At 45.4% G+C, this 20,215-nt stretch carries 17 protein-coding genes; 14 read left to right on the top strand and 3 right to left on the bottom strand.

What is annotated here, in order from left to right; all coding sequences use genetic code 11:
- The first annotated feature begins 1 nt into the window (after position 1).
- From I872_RS06245 to I872_RS06195, 11 genes are all read left to right on the top strand, one after another.
- Positions 2-703 (top strand): response regulator transcription factor, encoded by a 702-nt coding sequence (locus I872_RS06245; RefSeq protein ID WP_015605290.1) that lies wholly within the window; start codon positions 2-4, stop codon positions 701-703.
- Complete coding sequence (locus I872_RS06240) at positions 687-1,922, top strand: sensor histidine kinase (protein ID WP_015605289.1); 1,236 nt, start codon at positions 687-689, stop codon at positions 1,920-1,922. The genes I872_RS06245 and I872_RS06240 overlap by 17 nt, the downstream gene beginning before the upstream one ends.
- A gap of 189 nt (positions 1,923-2,111) precedes the next feature.
- Positions 2,112-3,047 (top strand): peptide-methionine (R)-S-oxide reductase MsrB, encoded by a 936-nt coding sequence (gene msrB / locus I872_RS06235; RefSeq protein ID WP_015605288.1) that lies wholly within the window; start codon positions 2,112-2,114, stop codon positions 3,045-3,047.
- 165 nt (positions 3,048-3,212) lie between these two features.
- Entirely contained in the window at positions 3,213-3,455 is a 243-nt protein-coding gene (locus tag I872_RS06230; protein WP_005592291.1) for a hypothetical protein, read from the top strand.
- Between the two features lie 196 nt (positions 3,456-3,651).
- Positions 3,652-5,628 carry a transketolase gene (tkt, locus tag I872_RS06225; RefSeq protein ID WP_015605287.1) on the top strand — a complete coding sequence of 659 codons (1,977 nt, stop codon included), beginning with the start codon at positions 3,652-3,654 and terminating at the stop codon, positions 5,626-5,628.
- Positions 5,629-5,894: 266 nt separating this feature from the next.
- On the top strand, positions 5,895-6,230 hold the full coding sequence (gene yajC, locus I872_RS06220) for a preprotein translocase subunit YajC (protein WP_005591861.1): 336 nt from the start codon (positions 5,895-5,897) through the stop codon (positions 6,228-6,230).
- 216 nt (positions 6,231-6,446) lie between these two features.
- Positions 6,447-7,196, top strand: coding sequence for an isoprenyl transferase (locus I872_RS06215; RefSeq protein ID WP_015605286.1), 750 nt, complete (start codon positions 6,447-6,449; stop codon positions 7,194-7,196).
- A gap of 15 nt (positions 7,197-7,211) precedes the next feature.
- Complete coding sequence (locus I872_RS06210) at positions 7,212-8,015, top strand: phosphatidate cytidylyltransferase (RefSeq protein ID WP_015605285.1); 804 nt, start codon at positions 7,212-7,214, stop codon at positions 8,013-8,015.
- 69 nt (positions 8,016-8,084) lie between these two features.
- Positions 8,085-9,344, top strand: a complete 1,260-nt coding sequence (gene rseP, locus I872_RS06205) for an RIP metalloprotease RseP (protein WP_015605284.1) — start codon at positions 8,085-8,087, stop codon at positions 9,342-9,344.
- Positions 9,345-9,361: 17 nt separating this feature from the next.
- Entirely contained in the window at positions 9,362-11,212 is a 1,851-nt protein-coding gene (locus I872_RS06200) for a proline--tRNA ligase (RefSeq protein WP_015605283.1), read from the top strand.
- Positions 11,213-11,452: 240 nt separating this feature from the next.
- Positions 11,453-11,836, top strand: a complete 384-nt coding sequence (locus I872_RS06195; protein ID WP_172456442.1) for a PH domain-containing protein — start codon at positions 11,453-11,455, stop codon at positions 11,834-11,836.
- A gap of 100 nt (positions 11,837-11,936) precedes the next feature.
- Here the strand turns inward: I872_RS06195 and I872_RS06190 are convergent, their stop codons facing one another.
- The gene (locus I872_RS06190; RefSeq protein ID WP_015605281.1) at positions 11,937-12,404 is read right to left on the bottom strand and encodes a hypothetical protein; all 468 of its coding nucleotides are present in this window, start codon (positions 12,402-12,404) and stop codon (positions 11,937-11,939) included.
- A 152-nt stretch (positions 12,405-12,556) separates the two neighbouring features.
- Positions 12,557-13,099 (bottom strand): lipoprotein, encoded by a 543-nt coding sequence (locus I872_RS06185; protein WP_015605280.1) that lies wholly within the window; start codon positions 13,097-13,099, stop codon positions 12,557-12,559.
- A 165-nt stretch (positions 13,100-13,264) separates the two neighbouring features.
- Between I872_RS06185 and I872_RS06180 the strand changes: the two genes are divergently transcribed.
- The 3 genes from I872_RS06180 (at position 13,265) to I872_RS06170 (ending at position 19,411) form a co-directional block, all read left to right on the top strand.
- Positions 13,265-17,824 (top strand): PolC-type DNA polymerase III, encoded by a 4,560-nt coding sequence (locus I872_RS06180; protein ID WP_015605279.1) that lies wholly within the window; start codon positions 13,265-13,267, stop codon positions 17,822-17,824.
- 21 nt (positions 17,825-17,845) lie between these two features.
- Positions 17,846-19,087, top strand: a complete 1,242-nt coding sequence (locus I872_RS06175; RefSeq protein ID WP_015605278.1) for an aminopeptidase — start codon at positions 17,846-17,848, stop codon at positions 19,085-19,087.
- Positions 19,088-19,180: 93 nt separating this feature from the next.
- Positions 19,181-19,411 carry a GlsB/YeaQ/YmgE family stress response membrane protein gene (locus tag I872_RS06170; protein WP_005591872.1) on the top strand — a complete coding sequence of 77 codons (231 nt, stop codon included), beginning with the start codon at positions 19,181-19,183 and terminating at the stop codon, positions 19,409-19,411.
- A gap of 67 nt (positions 19,412-19,478) precedes the next feature.
- On the opposite strand, the gene def is transcribed toward I872_RS06170, so the two are convergent.
- Positions 19,479-20,111 carry a peptide deformylase gene (gene def / locus I872_RS06165; protein ID WP_041826812.1) on the bottom strand — a complete coding sequence of 211 codons (633 nt, stop codon included), beginning with the start codon at positions 20,109-20,111 and terminating at the stop codon, positions 19,479-19,481.
- Positions 20,112-20,215: the final 104 nt, after the last annotated feature.

Here is a 20,215-nt window from a genome sequence, read left to right as displayed (position 1 = left end):
GATGAAAATTTTGTTAGCAGAAGATGAGGAGCAGCTCTCCCGTGTTTTACAAACAGCCATGATCCACGAAGGTTACGAGGTGGATGCGGTTTTTGATGGACAAAAGGCTGTTGACTTAGCTTTGGAAAATGCCTATGACTTGATGATTTTAGATATTATGATGCCGAAGAAAACGGGTCTAGAAGCTCTAAGAGAAATCCGTCAGTCAGGAAATACGAGTCAGGTCATCATGCTGACGGCTATGTCAGAAATTGACGACAAGGTCACAGGCCTAGATGCGGGTGCGGACGATTATCTGACCAAGCCTTTCTCCCTCAAGGAACTTTTAGCCCGTCTGCGCTCCATGTCCCGTCGCTTGGAGGCTTTCACTCCCAATCTGTTGCAGGTTGGTCGGACCAGTCTGGACGTCGGTGAGCACGAATTAGCCAGCTCCAATTCCATCCGCCTGGCTAGTAAGGAATCCAAAATGATGGAATTTTTGATGCTAAATAGTGGCAAAAAGCTGACAACAAAAGAAATTTTTCAGCATGTTTGGAAGGGAGAGCAAAGCGAGGACTTGGATGAAGGCTTTGTCTGGATCTATATCTCCTATCTCCGCCAGAAGCTCAAGGCCATCAATGCAGACCTGGCTATTTTAGGTGAGGAAAATGGCAGCTTTTGCCTAGTGTCAGTAGAAGGAGACAAGTATGTTTCGGAAACTTAGAATTCGCTTTATCCTCATCGCATCAGTAGCTGTCACAGGCATTCTATTTTTTCTAGTTGGGGCGCTCAACTCAGTCCGTTTTCTTCAAACGACTGGAGAAATTCAAGCTGTATTGAATATCCTGTCAGACAATCGGGGGGAATTTCCCAGCGTTCAGGCCACGGCTCAGGCTTTAGATAATGACCATATCTCGATTGATACTATTTATCAATACCGCTATTATAGCGCTGTATTTAATGAAGATGGGACGGTCTACTCATCCAATCTGAACAATATTTCTAACCTGTCTAAAGAGCAAGCCTTAAAATCGGCCAAATCAGTCATCAAGCAGCAACGCAAGAATGGGATTTTTACTATCGGCAGCCAGTATTACTCCTATCAGGTAACGCGGGATGCAAAGACCAAGCGTTACTTGGTTGTCGTGCTGGATTCGACCAAATACCTTGAGGATCACAATGACTTTTTGTGGGTTTCCATTCGTTCGGCTCTTTATAGCGTCATTTTCTTTATTGTCATCATTTCCATCGTGTCTAGCTGGGCCATTCGCCCCTATGTCAGGAATTATGAGAAGCAGAAGCGCTTCATCACCAATGCCGGTCATGAATTGAAAACGCCTCTGGCAATCATTTCGGCCAATACGGAATTGCAAGAACTGATGACGGGAGAAAATGAGTGGACGGAAAGTACCAAGGATCAAGTCAATCGCCTCAGCAATCTCATCAATCAAATGGTCAGTCTGGCTCGGTTGGAGGAGCAACCAGATATTGCCTTGGTAGATGTGGATTTTTCCAGTCTAGTCCAAAAGGCAGCCCAAGATTTTAAATCTGTAGCTGAGCAAGCTGGGAAGGGTTATCAGATTAAGGTTCAGGAAGGCATCCATGTCAAGGCCAGTCAGGATGAACTCTATGAATTGGTTAGTATTTTGATTGACAATGCTTGCAAATACTGCGATGAGGACGGTCAGATTTTTGTGACCCTGACCAAGGCCAAACGTAGAAAACGGGCACGCTTGATTGTTTCCAATAGCTATGCTAATGGGGAAAATGTCGACTATAGCCGCTTCTTTGACCGCTTTTACCGCGAAGATGAGTCCCATAACCACAAGCGGGCAGGCTACGGAATCGGCCTCTCTATGGCCGAAAGTCTGGTCAATCTTTTTAAAGGGAAAATCGCAGTCAGTTATAAAAAAGGCTTGATTGCATTCACCGTTCTCATTTAGTCAGACCGAGCTTTAAAAATCGAGAGTTTCCAAAAGAGAAGCTTTCGATTTTTATCTTTTTGAAAGCATTGATTTTGTCTAGGATGGGAAGAACAGGATTTCGTATGATTTCTAAGAAAGTACCAATCAAAATCCTATAAAAGTTTCCCTTTTTATGAGAAAATAGAGGAAAAGATTGGAGGGATGTTTATGGCAGAAATTTATCTAGCAGGCGGTTGTTTCTGGGGCTTGGAGGAATATTTTTCTCGAATTGCAGGCGTTGAGAAAACGACAGTAGGCTATGCCAATGGGCAAGTAGAGTCCACCAACTACCAGCTCATTCACCAGACCGACCACGCGGAGACGGTGCACTTGATTTATGACGAAGAAAAAATCAGCCTGCGGGAAATTTTGCTCTACTATTTCCGAGTCATTGACCCCTTATCTATCAACAAACAGGGTAATGATATAGGCCGTCAGTATCGGACAGGTGTTTACTATGTCCGTGAGGAAGATCGCGCCACTATCGAGCAGGTTTTTGCTGAACAGGAGGAGCAATTAGGACAAAAGTTGGCTGTAGAGCTAGAGCCCTTGCGCCATTATATCTTGGCCGAGGATTATCATCAGGACTATCTCAAGAAAAATCCGACGGGTTATTGCCATATCAATGTCAAGGATGCTGAGCAGCCCTTGGTCGATGCGGGTCATTATCCCAAGCCGAACCAGCAGCAGCTTAAGGCTGTGTTGACTGAGGAGCAATATCAGGTGACCCAGCAGAGCGCAACGGAGCGCCCTTTCCATAATGCTTATAATAGCACTTTTGAGGCAGGGATTTATGTTGATGTGACGACTGGGGAGCCACTCTTTTTTGCGGCTGACAAGTTTGAATCTGGCTGTGGCTGGCCTAGCTTTGCTCGTCCTATCGCTCGCGAGGTGATCAAGTATTATCAAGATTTGAGCCATGGCATGGAGCGAATCGAAGTGCGGAGTCGCTCAGGAAATGCCCATCTGGGTCATGTTTTTACCGACGGACCTCAAGAATTAGGCGGCCTGCGCTACTGCATCAACTCAGCAGCTCTGCGATTTATCCCGAGAGAGCAAATGGAAGAGGAAGGCTACGGCTACCTGCTATCCTATATGGACTAATACTCACTTTTGTCGCTTGTCAACCTTTTCAAAATCTAGCTAAACTAGACAGAAATAATCAGCCAATTTCCTCTTTTTTTAACGCTCCAAGCATTTATATATGTAAATACCATAGAAAAGTGTATAATGGTTAGGAAAAGATAAATGTTATGGAAGGAATGCAAAATGGAGAAATTGGATATTACTACAATGTCTGATTATAAAAAGGTAGAAGCTGTTATTCAATTACTAATCGATGGAGTTTTGACCAGCTATCGTGTGGCGACAGATGCCAACATCAGCAAAATGAGCATCTTGACACTTGTCAAAGGTAGCAGCAAAATTAAAAATATTACTTATCAAACGGCTATTGCTCTGATTAATTGGTACGAAGAAAATCATGAAAAATACGGCATTACTATTCAATAAGTAGCCGATTTTACAGGGAAATATATAACTAGAATTCTACGAGTGCTTGCTTGTGGGATTCTTTTACTGAAGGAAAGAATGACCTTTCCATTATTGCAGGAAAGGCAAAAATTTCATATAATGGAAATAAGAAAAATGAGCGTCGGAATGTCTGCTAGTTGTAGCAGCCCGCTAAATTTTTTATAAGGAGAATTCAATGTCACAATTATCTGTTAATGCCATTCGCTTTTTAGGAATTGACGCGATTGAAAAGTCTAAGTCAGGTCACCCTGGCGTAGTCATGGGCGCTGCGCCAATGGCTTACGACCTATTTACCAAACAACTGCGTATCAATCCAGAAGAGCCAAATTGGATTAACCGCGATCGCTTCGTTTTGTCTGCAGGACACGGCTCTATGTTGCTTTATGCCTTGCTCCATCTGTCTGGCTTTAAAGATGTCAGCATGGAAGAAATCAAAAACTTCCGCCAATGGGGCTCTAAGACACCAGGTCACCCAGAGTTTGGTCATACGGCTGGAGTTGATGCGACGACTGGACCATTGGGACAAGGGATTTCTACAGCGACTGGATTTGCTCAGGCAGAGCGTTTCTTGGCTGCCAAGTACAACCGTGATGGCTATCCAATTTTCGACCATTACACTTACGTCATCTGTGGTGATGGTGATTTGATGGAGGGGGTTTCAGCTGAGGCGGCTTCTTACGCTGGATTGCAAAAGCTGGACAAGCTGGTTGTTCTCTATGATTCAAATGATATCAACTTGGACGGGGAAACCAAGGATTCCTTTACAGAAAATGTTCGTGCCCGCTATGAAGCCTACGGTTGGCATACTGCCTTGGTAGAAGACGGCACAGATCTTGTAGCTATTGATGCAGCTATCAATGAAGCGAAAGCTTCTGGCAAGCCATCTTTGATTGAAGTTAAGACGGTTATCGGTTACGGTTCTCCAAACAAGCAAGGAACTAATGCAGTTCACGGTGCGCCTCTTGGAGCAGAAGAAGCAGAAGCTACTCGTAAAGCCTTGGGCTGGGATTATGCGCCATTTGAGATTCCTGAGGAAGTCTATGCAGACTACCGTACAAATGTAGCAGAGCGTGGTGCAGCGGCTTACGATGCTTGGAAACAGCTAGTAGAGGACTACAAGCAAGCCCATCCAGAATTGGCAGCAGAAGTAACAGCCATCATTGCTGGTCAGGATCCAGTAGAAATCAAACCAGAAGACTTCCCAGTGCTTGAAAATGGCTTCTCTCAAGCAACTCGTAATTCTAGTCAGGATGCCCTCAATGCAGCAGCTAAGGTCCTTCCAACTTTCCTCGGCGGTTCTGCTGACTTAGCTCATTCCAATATGACCTACATCAAGGAAGACGGCTTGCAGGATGATGCCCACCGTCTCAACCGCAACATCCAATTTGGTGTGCGCGAGTTTGCTATGGGAACAATTCTCAACGGTATGGCGCTTCATGGTGGCCTTCGCGTTTACGGTGGTACCTTCTTCGTCTTCTCAGACTATGTCAAGGCAGCTGTCCGTTTGTCTGCCCTTCAAAGCTTGCCAGTGACTTATGTCTTCACACATGACTCAATTGCAGTTGGTGAAGATGGCCCAACTCACGAACCGATTGAGCATTTGGCTGGTCTGCGTGCCATTCCAAACCTGACTGTCCTTCGCCCAGCAGATGCGCGTGAAACTCAGGCGGCTTGGTACCTGGCCCTTAAGAGTCAATCAACTCCAACTGCTCTGGTCTTGACCCGTCAGAATCTGACAGTCGAAGAAGGTACAGACTTTGACAAGGTAGCTAAAGGAGCTTATGTGGTTTACGAAACGGGAGCAGATTTCGATACTATCTTGCTAGCGTCTGGTTCTGAGGTTAATTTGGCTGTTGCAGCTGCTAAAGCACTTGCAGCAGAAGGCGCTAAAATCCGCGTAGTCAGCGTGCCATCAACAGAGCTTTTTGACGCTCAAGATGCAGCCTACAAAGAAGAAATTTTGCCAAATGTAGTTCGTCGCCGCGTAGCAATCGAAATGGCAGCTAGCCAGCCTTGGTACAAGTATGTCGGCTTGGACGGCGCAGTTATCGGAATCGACCAGTTCGGTGCATCTGCTCCAGCAGGCAAAGTTCTGGAAGAATACGGCTTTACAGTTGAGCACGTAGCAGAAGTTGTTAAAAATCTTAAATAAAAAGACATAGAGAGAGTGGAACAGAAATCGGTAATTCGTTACGATTTCGTCGTCCCACCTCCGCACAGTTGAGTAGTGCTGTAAAAGCTGATGAAATCAGCCTAGTAGAGCCCACTCAACCACTGCGTCTTGCTCGAGAATCCAAAGACAATTGAGAGGCTAGGACTTTTGTCCCAGCCTCTTTTTTTGAAATCATTTTCCTAACTTGTCAAAATGGCCAAAATCTGCTATAGTAGTTACGATATGAATTCCAAAGGAGAAGAGAAATGAATCCAACAATGATGATTATTTTTTTTGTTGTACTAGTAGGAATGATGTATTTCCAAGTACGGACACAGAAAAAGCAAGCTGAAAAACGGATGGAGAGCCTTAATAAACTGCAAAAAGGCTATGAAGTCATTACCATTGGTGGTCTTTACGGAACTGTTGACGAAGTTGATTCAGAGCGTAAGACAGTTGTCTTGGACGTAGACGGTGTTTTCTTGACATTTGAATTGGCAGCCATTAAGACTGTTTTGCCATTGACAGAAGGCATCCCAGCTGCTGCGGGAGTGGAAGGCGATATCGCTGTGTCTGATGAAGATACTGCAATTGAAGAATAGGATATAGGACAGTCGAGAGGCTGTCCTTTTTATTTTAAGGACATTTTGTAAGCTCATCTTTTACAATATTATAGTTGTGCGAAATAAGCTAAAACTGCTTGTAATCACTACCAACTATTTATCATCAGCTCTGATAGACGAAAAATCAGCTCTCCTGCCCACATTTAAAGGATTTATGATATAATGAAATGATAAAACTTTAAATAGGATAAAAATATGTTTAGTTTTAAGAAAAAAGAAAAGCTCGATGAGGCCTTGCTTGTTCCCAAGCATATAGGGATTATCATGGATGGCAATGGTCGTTGGGCAAAAAAACGCATGCAGCCACGTGTCTTCGGTCATAAGGCAGGCATGGAAGCCTTGCAAGAGGTAACGATTGCAGCCAAGGAGATGGGCGTGCAGGTTTTGACTGTCTACGCCTTTTCAACGGAAAACTGGGCGCGACCAGAAAAAGAAGTGTCCTTCATTATGAATTTGCCGGTTGAGTTTTATGACCGCTATGTGCCAGAATTACACAGAAACAATGTAAAAATTCAAATGATTGGCGACACGAAGCGACTTCCTAAAGCAACCTTTGAGGCCTTGGAGAAGGCTGAGGAGCTGACTCGCTTGAATACGGGGTTGATTTTGAATTTCGCCCTGAACTACGGCGGCCGAGCTGAAATCAATAAAGCGGTTCAGAAGCTTGCCCAAGATGTTTTAGATGCGAAAGTCCAACCAGCGGATATTACAGAGGAAATGCTTGGAGATTATCTCTACACCAGCAGTCTGCCTGTAGGTTTACGGGATCCTGACTTGGTCATTCGTACAAGTGGCGAGCTGCGCCTTAGCAATTTTCTGCCTTGGCAGACAGCATATAGCGAGTTGTATTTTACAGATATCCTTTGGCCGGATTTCGATGAGAAGGCTTTGAAGGATGCGGTTGTAGAATATAATCGTCGCAATCGACGCTTTGGCGGCGTATAAAGGAGGATGAAAAAGATGAGTTTAGATTTACAAAGACGTCTTCTTTTTGGAGGAATTGCACTAGCTATTTTTATTCCTTTAGTGAAGATGGGAGGGATTCCCTTCCAGATCAGCGTTGGCCTTCTAGCCATGCTGGCAGTACATGAATTGCTCAAGATGAAGGGGCTTCCGACAGCTACCTTAGAGGGTGGATTGGCTATGCTGGCAGCTTTTGTCTTAACCCTGCCACTTGAGAACTACCTAAAATTTTTACCTGTGGATGGCAATGTGATCGCTTATGGCTTGGTCGTTTTCGTCTTGCTAGGAGCGACTGTTTTAGGTTCCTCTTATAGCTTTGAAGATGCGGCTTATCCGATTGCTTCTAGTTTTTATGTTGGTCTAGGTTTTAATGCTTTGATCGATGCCCGTTTGGTGAATGTAGACAAGGTTTTGCTGGCCCTCTTTATCGTCTGGGCCACAGACAGTGGAGCCTATCTGGTCGGTACTCGCTACGGGCGGAGAAAATTATTGCCAAAAGTGTCACCAAATAAAACCATTGAAGGCAGTATTGGAGGAATTCTATCAGCCGTGCTGGTTTCTGCAATTTTTATGTTTATTCGTCCGCAAGTTGCCACTCCGTATAGCTTTGTGACCATGCTGCTCTTGACAGTTGTCTTTAGTATTGCTGGCCAATTCGGCGACTTGGTAGAGAGCGCCATCAAGCGTCACTTTGGTGTCAAAGACTCAGGGAAGTTTATTCCTGGTCACGGCGGCGTTTTGGATCGCTTTGATAGCTTGCTTTTTGTCTTTCCACTGATGCACTTCTTCGGCTTGTTCTAAGAAACTTGAGTGCCATCAAACGAAGCGTTTTTAGCTTAGCTGAACAATCTTAAGAGAAAGATTACACTTATGCAGATTATTACATTTATTATTATTTTTGGGATCATCGTGGTGGTTCATGAGTTTGGACATTTCTACTTTGCCAAAAAATCAGGTATTCTTGTTCGTGAGTTTGCCATTGGGATGGGCCCGAAAATCTTTGCTCATATTGGCAAGGACGGAACAGCCTACACGATTCGGATTCTGCCGCTAGGTGGATATGTCCGTATGGCTGGCTGGGGCGAGGATTCGACAGAAATCAAAACAGGTACGCCAGTCAGTCTAACTCTGAACGAAGAGGGAAAAGTCGTCCGCATCAATCTGTCTGGCAAGAAAATCGATCAGACGGCTCTGCCTATGAATGTGACCAGTTTTGATTTTGAAGAAAAACTGGAGATTACTGGGCTAGTCTTAGATGAAAGAAAGACTTATTCTGTCGATCACGATGCGACTATTGTTGAGGAAGATGAAACGGAAGTTCGGATTGCCCCGCTGGATGTCCAGTATCAAAATGCGACGATCTGGGGACGTCTCATCACCAATTTTGCTGGTCCGATGAACAACTTTATCTTAAGTATTGTCGTGTACTCTCTCCTTGCCTTTATGCAGGGAGGTGCAGTGGACTACTATAGCAACCATGTTCAAGTCGTTCCCCAAGGAGTGGTGGCTAAGGCTGGTTTGAAAGACAATGACCAGATCGTTCAAATCAATGAATACAAGGTCTCCAACTGGGATGAGTTGACAGATTCTGTCCAGAAGGCGACCCGTAACAAAGGAAAAAATCCAGAAGTAACGATTACCTATGAACGAGACGGGAAAACTCAAAAAGTGACGGTTCAACCAGAAGAAGATGGGGGACGGTATTATATCGGTGTGACCAATGCTGTCAAGACAGGCTTCGTAGATAAGCTTTTCTCAGGTGTGACAGATACCTGGTACACAGCAACTCGTATTTTGACGGCCTTGAAGGATATCATCTTCCACTTTAGTTTGAACAAGTTGGGTGGTCCGGTAGCGATCTACAAAGCTAGTTCGCAAGCTGCGGAGCTAGGACTTCCAGCTATCCTATCCTTGATGGCCATGCTGTCTATTAATATCGGAATCTTTAACTTGATTCCTATTCCGGCTTTGGATGGTGGGAAAATCTTAATCAATCTGATCGAGCTTGTTCGTAGAAAACCTCTTAAACAGGAGGTAGAAACCTACTTGACCCTTGCTGGAGTGGTGGTCATGGTTATCTTGATGATTGCTGTGACTTGGAACGATATCATGAAATTATTTTTGAAATAGAAAAGGAATGAATCTGAATGAAACAAAGTAAAATGCTTATTCCAACGCTGCGCGAAATGCCAAGCGATGCTCAGGTTATCAGCCATGCCCTTATGTTGCGGGCTGGCTATGTTCGCCAAGTTTCTGCGGGAGTATACTCTTATCTGCCACTGGCTAACCGTGTCATTGAAAAAGCTAAAAAAATCATGCGGGAAGAGTTTGATAAGATTGGTGCGGTTGAAATGCTGGCGCCTGCTCTGCTCAGTGCAGACCTCTGGCGCGAGTCAGGTCGTTACGAGACCTATGGTGAAGACCTCTACAAGCTGAAAAATCGCGAAAAATCAGACTTTATCCTAGGTCCTACACACGAAGAGACCTTCACTTCCATTGTCCGTGACTCTGTTAAATCTTACAAGCAATTGCCACTCAATCTCTATCAAATCCAACCTAAGTACCGCGATGAAAAGCGTCCGCGTAATGGCCTTCTTCGTACCCGTGAGTTTATCATGAAAGACGGTTATAGTTTCCATGCTAACTATGATAGTTTGGATGTAACTTATGATGAGTACAAATCTGCTTATGAGAAAATCTTCACTCGCAGTGAGCTAGATTTCAAAGCTATTATCGGTGACGGTGGCGCTATGGGTGGTAAGGATAGTCAGGAATTTATGGCTATCACGCCTGCTCGTACAGACCTTGACCGTTGGGTCGTTTTGGACAAGTCAGTTGCCTCATTTGATGAGATTCCTGCAGAAGTGCAAGAAGAAATCAAGGCAGAATTGCTTAAATGGATGGTTTCTGGTGAGGACACCATTGCCTACTCTAGCGAATCTAGCTATGCAGCTAACTTAGAAATGGCAACCAATGCTTACAAACCAAACAAAAAGGTAGTGACGGAAGCAGAGTTGGTGCGTGTAGAAACTCCTGACTGCAAGACCATTGATGAGGTAGCAGCTTTCCTACAAATTGATACAGAAGAAACAATCAAGACCTTGGTTTACATGGCTGATGACAAGCCTGTCGTAGCCCTCCTTGTCGGCAATGACCAGCTCAACGAAGTCAAGCTGAAAAACCACTTGGGTGCAGATTTCTTTGATGTGGCGAGTGAAGATCAAGTCCGTCAACTCTTGGGCGCAGGCTTTGGCTCACTAGGCCCAGTCAATCTGCCTGAAGGTGTGACTATTATCGCAGACCGTAGAGTCCAAGACCTTTCTAACGCTGTGGCAGGAGCCAATGAAGATGGCTACCACCTGACTGGTGTTAATCCAGGCCGTGACTTTAGCCCTGAGTATGTGGATATCCGCGAAGTTCGTGAAGGTGAAGTGTCTCCGGATGGTCAAGGTATCCTCAAGTTTGCCCGTGGGATTGAGATTGGGCATATCTTCAAGCTGGGAACTCGCTACTCTGACAGCATGAATGCCAATGTCTTGGATGAAAATGGCCGAGCAGTACCGATGATTATGGGTTGCTACGGTATCGGTGTCAGCCGTCTCCTCTCTGCTGTTATGGAGCAACACGCTCGCCTCTTTGTCAATAAAACTCCTAAGGGTGAATTCCGCTATGCTTGGGGCATCAACTTCCCGAAAGAGCTGGCACCATTTGATGTGCACTTGATTCCGGTCAATGTCAAGGACGAGGAAGCTCTGGCTCTGACTGATCAAATCGAGGCTAACTTGCTAAGTGCTGGTTATGAAGTCTTGGTGGATGACCGCAATGAGCGTGCTGGTGTTAAGTTCAGCGACAGCGATTTGATTGGTCTCCCAATCCGTGTGACAGTTGGTAAGAAAGCTGCAGAAGGCATCATCGAAGTCAAGATCAAAGCTACTGGCGATACCATTGAAGTCCACGCTGATAATTTGCTAGAAACCCTGTCGATTTTGACAAAATAAAAGCAGAGGCTGGGACAAAAGTCCTAGCCTCTCAATTGTCTTTGGATTGTCGAGCAAGACGCAGTGGTTGAGTGGGCTCTACTACGCTGATTTCATCAGCTTTTACAGCTCTACTCAACTGTGCGGAGGTGGGACGACGAAATCGAATTCTAACGAATTACCGATTTCTGTCCCACTCTCTTTCTTTTGCTTATTGGCTTTGAAAATGCTATAGTAGGGAAAAATGGATTGGAGGAATGAATGATGGGATTATTCAGTGGTTTGTTGGGCAATGCTTCTCAGAAAGATATTGACAAGGTTGAAAAAGAGTTGGAGAATATTCTGACGCCAGCAGAAAATGTGGAGCTGGCTTTCAGTCTTATTCGCGACTTGATTGTCTTTACAGATAAGCGCTTGATTTTGGTGGACAAGCAGGGAGTGACAGGCAAGAAAACGGCTTATAAGTCCTATCCTTATCGCTCTATTTCTCGCTTTTCAGTGGAAACGGCTGGCCACTTTGACCTGGACGCTGAACTGAAAATCTGGGTTTCCAGTGCTGAGGAACCAGCTGAAACCTTGACTTTCCGAAGTGATAAAAGTGTCATTGCCATCCAAAAAGCGCTGGTAGAAGCAGTATTGAGATAAAAAGCGGTTTCAACCGCTTTTTTTGCAAACAAAAACTAACCATAGCTTAATAGCTTGGCTAGTTCATAGTTTAAGACTAGTAGTATAGAGAAGTACCCATCTAGTTGTCTTCACTAGGGAAAGATTCACCAAAATGCAGCTCAGAGTATGGAGTTTCAAAATTACCTCCGTCATAAGTTACCTTTACTGAAGTCAATCCGAAGTCAACGATTATTGGTTTTGCAGCTGTTATGAAGATGTAGCGATTAGCGTTTTGTTTTATATCATAGACTTTCACTGCTCCGTAAATGGAATCGGAAGAATAGCTATCTCCATTTTTAGTCGATTTGGTTATTTCAATGGTCTTCTTAGTGGGAGAGTAGGATAAATTATAAACTTCTTTTTTTTCGATGCCTTGTGTAATAAAAGTTTCGTTGTCATCACTTTTAGCTTGAAAGTGAATAAAATTTTTATCAAAACTTTGCTGAGCGTTGTTCATAACGAGAAATAAATTTACTCCCCATGCAGCTAAGCCCAAAATAAGAAGAGAAGCGATACCAATAAAAACAGTTTTTTTAGTTAAGTGCATAAAAACTCCTTGAAAATCATGCTATTGGAGAAGTGAATGCCAATAGCTTGCTCTAAAAAATATTTTCTAAGTTTTTTCTTGCTGGCGAACTAAGGACTTGGCTAGCAAGACAGGATAGTTTCTAAAGTTAAAGAAATCAGTCAGAAAAGATTTCATTCTTCTGTGAATCCTTGAGATAGCAGAAAAGCAAAGAAATCTTCGGGCTTTTCCTTAAGCTTTTTGAATAGGTTATCTTTAGTTGTTTCCCCTAAAGCAGCCATGACTTGTTTTTCTTTTGCTTTGCTGAGATCAAAGTGGGCAACTTGTGCAACGGTTTTCTTGTCCTCTGAAACTTTGATTTCAAGTGTGACTCCATCTAACTTGCTGAATTTATCATAAAAGTCACCAGCTTTTAATTCTTCTTGATAAATGTTGCTGATTTCTTCAGGACTCTTACCTTGCTCGTCCTCTTGAGTCGGTTTCGTAGCCATAAAATCGAAGGCTCGAATCTTATCTTTTTGATAATAAGTAACAATTTTATTATTGTATCCGTTAGGCATGTTGTAAGCAAAAGTCTTGGTTTTTACTTTCTCTTCTTTTTTTGGCTTGCTTTGGCTCTGACTTTGGTTGGGTTTGTTTTCGTGCTTAGTTTGCTTAGGCATGCTGCAGGCAGTCAAAGTCAGCAGACAGGCGCTGGCTAGTAGAATTTTCTTCACGGTTAAAACTCCTTTAAGTAAATATTTTTCTATTATATCATAACTTAGGATCAAGAAAAAAGTCTTGATAATGATATGGAGAGCTGAGCATTACTCTGTCCTTTTTCTGTCGAAAAAAGTGCTGATTTATGGTAAAATAGGGTCACTACTGTACGAGGAAATATCATGTCAAACAAGTTTGAAATTTTAATGCATCAACTGGATATGCCACTGGAAATGAGAAATTCAGAGGCCTTTTTGAATGCAGAAATTGAGAAGGTTCTGGTCCACAAGGTTAGTCGGGTCTGGGAGTTTCATTTTTCTTTTGCGAATATTCTGCCTATTGAGATTTTTCGAGAATTGCAGAAGCGCTTAGCTCAAGAGTTTTCTAAGACGGGCAATCAAGCGATCTTTGAAATCCACTGTTCAGCTCCGCAAGTGACCGATGAGCTCTTGCAAGCTTATTACCAGCTGGCCTTTGAAGAGGGACCTTGTGCCAGCCATGGCTTTAAGAGTCTGTATCAGGATTTGCAGGTTCATTTGGATGGGGATAAGTTACTGATTGAGGGGGCTTCGACCATTGATACGGAGCATTTTCGGAAGAACCACCTGCCCAACCTCAGTCGCCAGCTGGTCAAGTACGGCTTTCCTCATCTGACCTGTCAGGTCCAGCACAGCGATGAGCTGGCCCAGCAGCAAGCGGAGAATTTCCAAGCGGAGAATGACAAGATTATTCAGGCGGCCAATGAAGATGCGCTCAAGGCCATGGAATCTCTCCAGCAGATGGCACCGCTGCCAGAGGAAAAACCAGCCTACGATTTTCAAGCCCGCAAGGCTGCAGCAAAGCCAAATCTAGACAAGGCAGAAATTACCCCGATGATTGAAGTTCAGACTGAGGAAAACCGTCTGGTCTTTGAGGGAATGGTCTTTGACCTAGAGCAGAAAGTTACTCGAACCGGCCGGGTCTTGCTCAACTTCAAGATGACAGATTATACTTCCAGCTTCTCCTTGCAGAAATGGATGAAAAACGAAGAAGAAGCCAAGAAGTTTGACATGATTAAGAAAGGCGCCTGGCTGCGCGTGCGCGGAAATGTGGAGATGAACAACTTCACCCGCGACCTGACCATGAATGTGCAGGATGTCCAGGAAGTTACCCACTATGAGCGCAAGGACTTGATGCCTGAGGGGCAGAAGCGGGTTGAGTTTCACGCCCATACCAATATGTCTACGATGGATGCCCTGCCTGAGGTGGAGGAAATCGTGGCAACGGCAGCTAAGTGGGGCCACAAGGCTGTCGCCATTACTGACCATGGCAATGTGCAGAGCTTTCCCCATGGCTACAAAGCTGCCAAGAAGGCTGGCATTCAGCTGATTTATGGTATGGAGGCCAATATTGTCGAAGACCGGGTGCCTATTGTCTACAATGAAGTGGACATGGAGCTGAGTGATGCGACCTATGTGGTCTTTGACGTGGAGACGACGGGACTTTCAGCTGTTTACAATGACCTGATTCAGGTCGCTGCTAGCAAGATGCACAAGGGCAATATCATTGCTGAGTTTGATGAGTTTATCAATCCGGGGCATCCTCTTTCGGCCTTTACGACGGATCTAACCGGGATTACAGATGAGCATGTTCGCAATGCCAAGCCACTGGAGCAGGTGCTGAAAGAGTTTCAGGAATTTTGTCAGGACAGTGTCCTCGTTGCCCATAATGCCACCTTTGACGTGGGCTTTATGAATGTCAACTATGAGCGTCATGGCCTGCCCAAAATTACCCAGCCTGTCATTGACACGCTGGAATTTGCCCGCAACCTCTATCCAGAGTACAAGCGTCATGGTCTGGGGCCTTTGACCAAGCGTTTCCAGATTGCTCTGGAGCATCATCACATGGCCAACTATGACGCGGAAGCGACGGGCCGCCTCCTCTTTATCTTTATCAAGGATGTGGCTGAAAAGCATGGTGTGACCAATCTCAAGGATTTGAATACGGATCTGGTCGATGAGAATTCTTATAAGAAGGCTCGGGTCAAGCATGCGACCATCTATGTGAAAAATCAGACGGGGCTCAAGAATATTTTCAAGCTAGTCAGCCTGTCCAATACTAAGTATTTTGAAGGTGTCCCTCGGATTCCACGGACCGTGCTGGATGCCCATCGTGAAGGCCTGATTCTGGGTTCAGCCTGCTCAGAAGGCGAAGTCTATGATGCTGTTGTCTCCCAGGGGGTGGATGCGGCTGTCGAAGTAGCCAAGTATTATGACTTTATCGAGGTCATGCCGCCGGCTATCTATGAACCGCTGATTGCCAAGGAGCAGATCAAGGACCAAGAAGAACTGCAGACCATTATTCGCAATCTGATTGAGGTCGGCGATCGCTTGGGCAAGCCTGTCCTTGCGACGGGGAATGTCCACTATATCGAGCCGGAAGAAGAAATCTATCGGGAGATTATCGTCCGAAGTCTCGGTCAGGGAGCCATGATTAACCGTACCATTGGTCACGGTGAAAATGCCCAGCCGGCTCCGCTTCCTAAGGCTCACTTCCGAACCACCAATGAGATGCTGGACGAATTTGCATTCTTGGGTGAGGACTTGGCTAAGAAGCTGGTTATCACCAATCCGAATCAGCTGGCGGAGACCTTTGAGCCGGTAGAGGTGGTCAAGGGCGATCTCTATACGCCTTTCATTGACAAGGCTGAGGAGACAGTTGCCGAGCTGACCTATCAAAAAGCCTTTGAGATTTATGGCAATCCGCTGCCAGATATCGTGGACTTGCGAATTGAAAAAGAGCTGACCTCCATCTTGGGGAATGGTTTTGCCGTGATTTATCTAGCTTCGCAGATGTTGGTGCAACGCTCTAACGAGCGGGGCTATCTGGTAGGTTCACGGGGGTCTGTCGGATCCAGCTTTGTCGCGACCATGATTGGAATTACCGAGGTTAATCCCCTGTCGCCCCACTATGTCTGTGGCAAATGCCAATACAGCGAGTTTATCACGGATGGATCCTATGGTTCTGGCTTTGATATGCCTGATAAGGACTGTCCAGAGTGCGGTCACAAGCTGAGTAAAAATGGTCAGGATATTCCATTTGAGACCTTCCTTGGATTTGACGGGGACAAGGTACCTGATATTGACTTGAACTTCTCCGGAGAGGATCAGCCAAGTGCCCACTTGGATGTCCGTGATATTTTTGGAGAAGAATATGCCTTCCGGGCTGGTACCGTTGGTACCGTTGCGGCTAAGACGGCCTATGGATTTGTCAAGGGCTACGAGCGCGACTACGGGAAGTTCTACCGAGACGCAGAAGTTGAGCGTCTGGCGCAGGGAGCTGCCGGAGTCAAGCGGACAACTGGACAACACCCGGGTGGAATCGTTGTTATCCCTAACTACATGGATGTTTATGACTTTACACCGGTCCAATATCCAGCTGACGATGTGACGGCCGAGTGGCAAACCACCCACTTTAACTTCCATGATATCGATGAAAATGTCCTCAAGCTAGACGTTCTGGGACACGATGATCCGACCATGATTCGGAAGCTTCAGGACTTGTCTGGCATTGATCCTAATGATATTCCTATGGATGACGCTGGCGTCATGGCCCTCTTTTCTGGAACAGACATTTTGGGTGTGACTCAGGAGCAAATCGGCACGCCGACTGGTATGCTGGGAATTCCGGAGTTTGGGACTAATTTTGTACGGGGCATGGTTGATGAGACCCATCCGACAACCTTTGCCGAGCTCTTACAGCTGTCTGGTCTCTCTCATGGTACGGACGTTTGGCTGGGCAATGCTCAGGACTTGATCAAGCAAGGGATTGCTGACCTATCCACCGTTATCGGTTGTCGGGACGACATCATGGTTTACCTTATGCACAAGGGCTTGGATCCTAAAATGGCCTTTACGATCATGGAGCGCGTGCGGAAGGGCCTCTGGCTGAAGATTTCTGAAGAAGAGCGCAATGGCTACATCGCAGCCATGAAGGAAAACAATGTGCCAGAATGGTACATCGAGTCCTGTGGAAAAATCAAGTACATGTTCCCCAAGGCCCATGCGGCAGCCTATGTTATGATGGCCCTGCGGGTGGCCTACTTCAAGGTGCATCATCCGATTTATTACTACTGTGCTTATTTCTCTATCCGAGCTAAAGCCTTTGATATCAAGACCATGAGTGGCGGACTTGATGCCGTCAAACGCCGGATGAACGAAATCGCTGAAAAGCGCAAGAACAACGAAGCCTCCAATGTAGAAATTGACCTTTATACGACCTTGGAAATCGTCAATGAAATGCTAGAGCGGGGCTTCAAATTCGGAAAGCTGGATCTCTACAAGAGCCACGCGACTGAGTTTCTCATCGAAGGAGATACTCTTATCCCACCATTCTCTGCTATGGACGGTCTGGGGGACAACGTTGCCCGACAAGTGGTCAGAGCGCGCGAAGAAGGCGAATTCCTTTCTAAGACAGAGCTCCGCAAACGTGGCGGCCTCTCTAGCACCCTAGTCGAAAAAATGGACGACATGGGCATCCTAGGCAATATGCCTGAGGATAACCAGTTGAGTCTGTTTGATGATTTTTTTAAAATAAAGAAAGGTGTTTTTATGAAATTGACCATTTCCGCTCAGGATAAGCCTGCGCAAAAGGTGTTTGATTACCAGCTGGATCTTGACCCAGATACGATTTTGAAAATGACCGCTTTGATTTGCGGTACGGTGACAGCGGTTAGCCTGCTGTCCTTGTTTAAAGAGAAATAAAAAGAGAAAAGGAGAAGCAGAATGGTTCTGCCAAATTTTAAAGAAAATCTAGAAAAATACGCTAAATTATTAGTTGCCAATGGCATCAATGTGCAGCCGGGTCACACAGTGGCGCTCAATATTGATGTGGAGCAGCGCGAGTTGGCTCACTTGATTGTCAAGGAGGCCTATGCTCTGGGGACTCACGAAGTTATCGTCCAGTGGGCGGATGATTTGACTACACGGGAGAAATTCCTCCATGCACCGATGGACCGCTTGGACAATGTCCCAGAATACAAGATTGCTGAGATGAACTATCTCCTTGAAAAGAAAGCCAGCCGCTTGGGCGTCCGTTCATCTGATCCAGGAGCTTTGAATGGCGTGGATGCTGAGAAATTATCAGCTTCTGCTAAGGCTATGGGGATAGCCATGAAGCCGATGCGAATCGCGACCCAATCCAATAAAGTCAGCTGGACAGTCGCTGCAGCAGCGGGTACAGAGTGGGCTAAGAAGGTCTTTCCAAATGCAGCCAGCGATGAGGAAGCAGTAGATTTGCTCTGGGATCAGATTTTCAAGACCTGCCGTGTCTATGAGGATGATCCAGTTGCAGCTTGGAAGGCCCATGAAGAAAAACTTGGCTCAAAAGCTAAGATCTTGAATGAGGAGCAATTCACTGCCTTACACTACACAGCTCCGGGCACAGACTTGATACTGGGCATGCCTAAGAACCATCACTGGGAGTCAGCAGGCAGTCTTAATGCTCAGGGTGAATATTTCATTGCCAATATGCCGACAGAAGAAGTCTTCTCAGCACCAGACTTCCGCCGAGCTGAAGGTTATGTGACCAGCACCAAGCCACTCAGCTATAATGGCAACATCATCGAAGGCATCAAGGTGACCTTCAAGGATGGCCAGATTGTGGACATTACTGCTGAAAAGGGCGACCAAGTTATGAAGGATCTTGTCTTTGAAAATGCTGGAGCGCGTGCCTTGGGTGAAGTAGCTCTTGTACCGGATCCAAGCCCGATTTCTCAGTCAGGCATTACTTTCTTTAACACTCTTTTTGATGAAAATGCTTCTAACCACTTGGCTATTGGTGCGGCCTATGCGACTAGTGTAGTCGGCGGAGAGAATTTCTCCGAAGAAGAGCTAGAAGCAGCAGGGCTCAACCGCTCAGATGTCCATGTGGACTTTATGATTGGCTCTAACCAGATGAATATTGACGGTATTCGTGAAGACGGTAGCTGTGTGCCAATCTTCCGTAATGGAGATTGGGCAATCTAAGATTTGAAGTCGTTTTGACGGGCACTTTTAATCTGACAGCTCCCGCCTGCTTCTTGAAAAGAATTCTTAGAAACATAGAAAGAAGGATCCTATATGATTGGTAGTATGTTTGTCGGTTTTATTATTGGCCTCATGGCTGGGGCTATTACCAGCCGCGGGGAGCGTATGGGCTGTATCGGAAAAATCCTCTTGGGCTGGTTTGGTTCATGGCTTGGGCAATTGCTTTTTGGCCACTGGGGACCAATGTTAGCGGACACAGCCATTCTTCCCTCAGTCTTGGGCGCTGTGATCCTCTTGGCTCTTTTCTGGGATCGAGGCACTTAGAATAATGTAAAAGAAATACCTAGACGTGAAAACGTCTAGGTATTTTTATTTGATATATGTGAGTTCTTTATTCCAGCACCAACATGCCGTCTTTCACTGCAAATGGGTCTTTTTCGTTGATGCGGTCGTAGAACATAATGCCGTTGATATGGTCAATCTCGTGTTGAACCACGATAGAATTGTAGCCTTTGAGTTTGATGCGGTGTTTTTGACCATCCTTGTCAAAGTAATCCACGGTCACTCGTGCATGACGCACGACATAGCCTGGTACTTCGCGGTCGACGGAAAGGCAACCCTCGCCGTCAGCCAGAGCTGCATCTTGCACAGAGTGGGCCACAACTTTAGGATTGTACATGACCTGAGCCAGTGAGTAGGCTTCTTTAGGTGGATTTCCTTCTTCGTCCTCCAGATTTGGCACCAGCACAGCGATGATTCGCTTAGAAATATCCAGCTGAGGCGCTGCTAGACCGACTCCGCCACGTAGCCCCATTTTTTCCGCCATGACAGGATCTTGAGAATGTTTCAAAAACTGCATCATTTTCTCACCTAAAATGATTTCCTGATCAGATAAGGGAAAGCTGACTTCCTCAGCCACCGCACGCAAGGTAGGATTTCCCTCACGAATAATATCGCTCATATCAATCAAATGAGCTGCCTTGGTTAATTTATCCATAACCGATTTTTTTTCAATAACAGACATGATTCTCTCCTTTTTCTTCCCTTCATCATAACACAAATCCCGCCAGAAATAAAGAAAGGACTTGTTCTTTTATTAGGCGAGAAATTTTTCGAAAGAATGTACTC

It is taken from the genome of Streptococcus cristatus AS 1.3089 (genome assembly GCF_000385925.1).
Lineage (GTDB): Bacteria > Bacillota > Bacilli > Lactobacillales > Streptococcaceae > Streptococcus > Streptococcus cristatus_B.
The sequence above is the reverse complement of the archived record's forward strand: the minus strand, read 5'-3'. Positions and strand labels throughout refer to the sequence as shown.

Coding starts and splice junctions, on each gene's coding strand:
- I872_RS06200 (WP_015605283.1), top strand. CDS start 9,362: ATGAAACAAAGTAAAATGCTTATTCCAACGCTGCGCGAAATGCCAAGC.
- I872_RS06215 (WP_015605286.1), top strand. CDS start 6,447: ATGTTTAGTTTTAAGAAAAAAGAAAAGCTCGATGAGGCCTTGCTTGTT.
- I872_RS06180 (WP_015605279.1), top strand. CDS start 13,265: ATGTCAAACAAGTTTGAAATTTTAATGCATCAACTGGATATGCCACTG.
- I872_RS06245 (WP_015605290.1), top strand. CDS start 2: ATGAAAATTTTGTTAGCAGAAGATGAGGAGCAGCTCTCCCGTGTTTTA.
- I872_RS06230 (WP_005592291.1), top strand. CDS start 3,213: ATGGAGAAATTGGATATTACTACAATGTCTGATTATAAAAAGGTAGAA.
- I872_RS06210 (WP_015605285.1), top strand. CDS start 7,212: ATGAGTTTAGATTTACAAAGACGTCTTCTTTTTGGAGGAATTGCACTA.
- msrB (WP_015605288.1), top strand. CDS start 2,112: ATGGCAGAAATTTATCTAGCAGGCGGTTGTTTCTGGGGCTTGGAGGAA.
- I872_RS06170 (WP_005591872.1), top strand. CDS start 19,181: ATGATTGGTAGTATGTTTGTCGGTTTTATTATTGGCCTCATGGCTGGG.
- I872_RS06195 (WP_172456442.1), top strand. CDS start 11,453: ATGATGGGATTATTCAGTGGTTTGTTGGGCAATGCTTCTCAGAAAGAT.
- I872_RS06190 (WP_015605281.1), bottom strand. CDS start 12,404: ATGCACTTAACTAAAAAAACTGTTTTTATTGGTATCGCTTCTCTTCTT.
- rseP (WP_015605284.1), top strand. CDS start 8,085: ATGCAGATTATTACATTTATTATTATTTTTGGGATCATCGTGGTGGTT.
- I872_RS06240 (WP_015605289.1), top strand. CDS start 687: ATGTTTCGGAAACTTAGAATTCGCTTTATCCTCATCGCATCAGTAGCT.
- I872_RS06175 (WP_015605278.1), top strand. CDS start 17,846: ATGGTTCTGCCAAATTTTAAAGAAAATCTAGAAAAATACGCTAAATTA.
- tkt (WP_015605287.1), top strand. CDS start 3,652: ATGTCACAATTATCTGTTAATGCCATTCGCTTTTTAGGAATTGACGCG.
- yajC (WP_005591861.1), top strand. CDS start 5,895: ATGAATCCAACAATGATGATTATTTTTTTTGTTGTACTAGTAGGAATG.
- def (WP_041826812.1), bottom strand. CDS start 20,111: ATGTCTGTTATTGAAAAAAAATCGGTTATGGATAAATTAACCAAGGCA.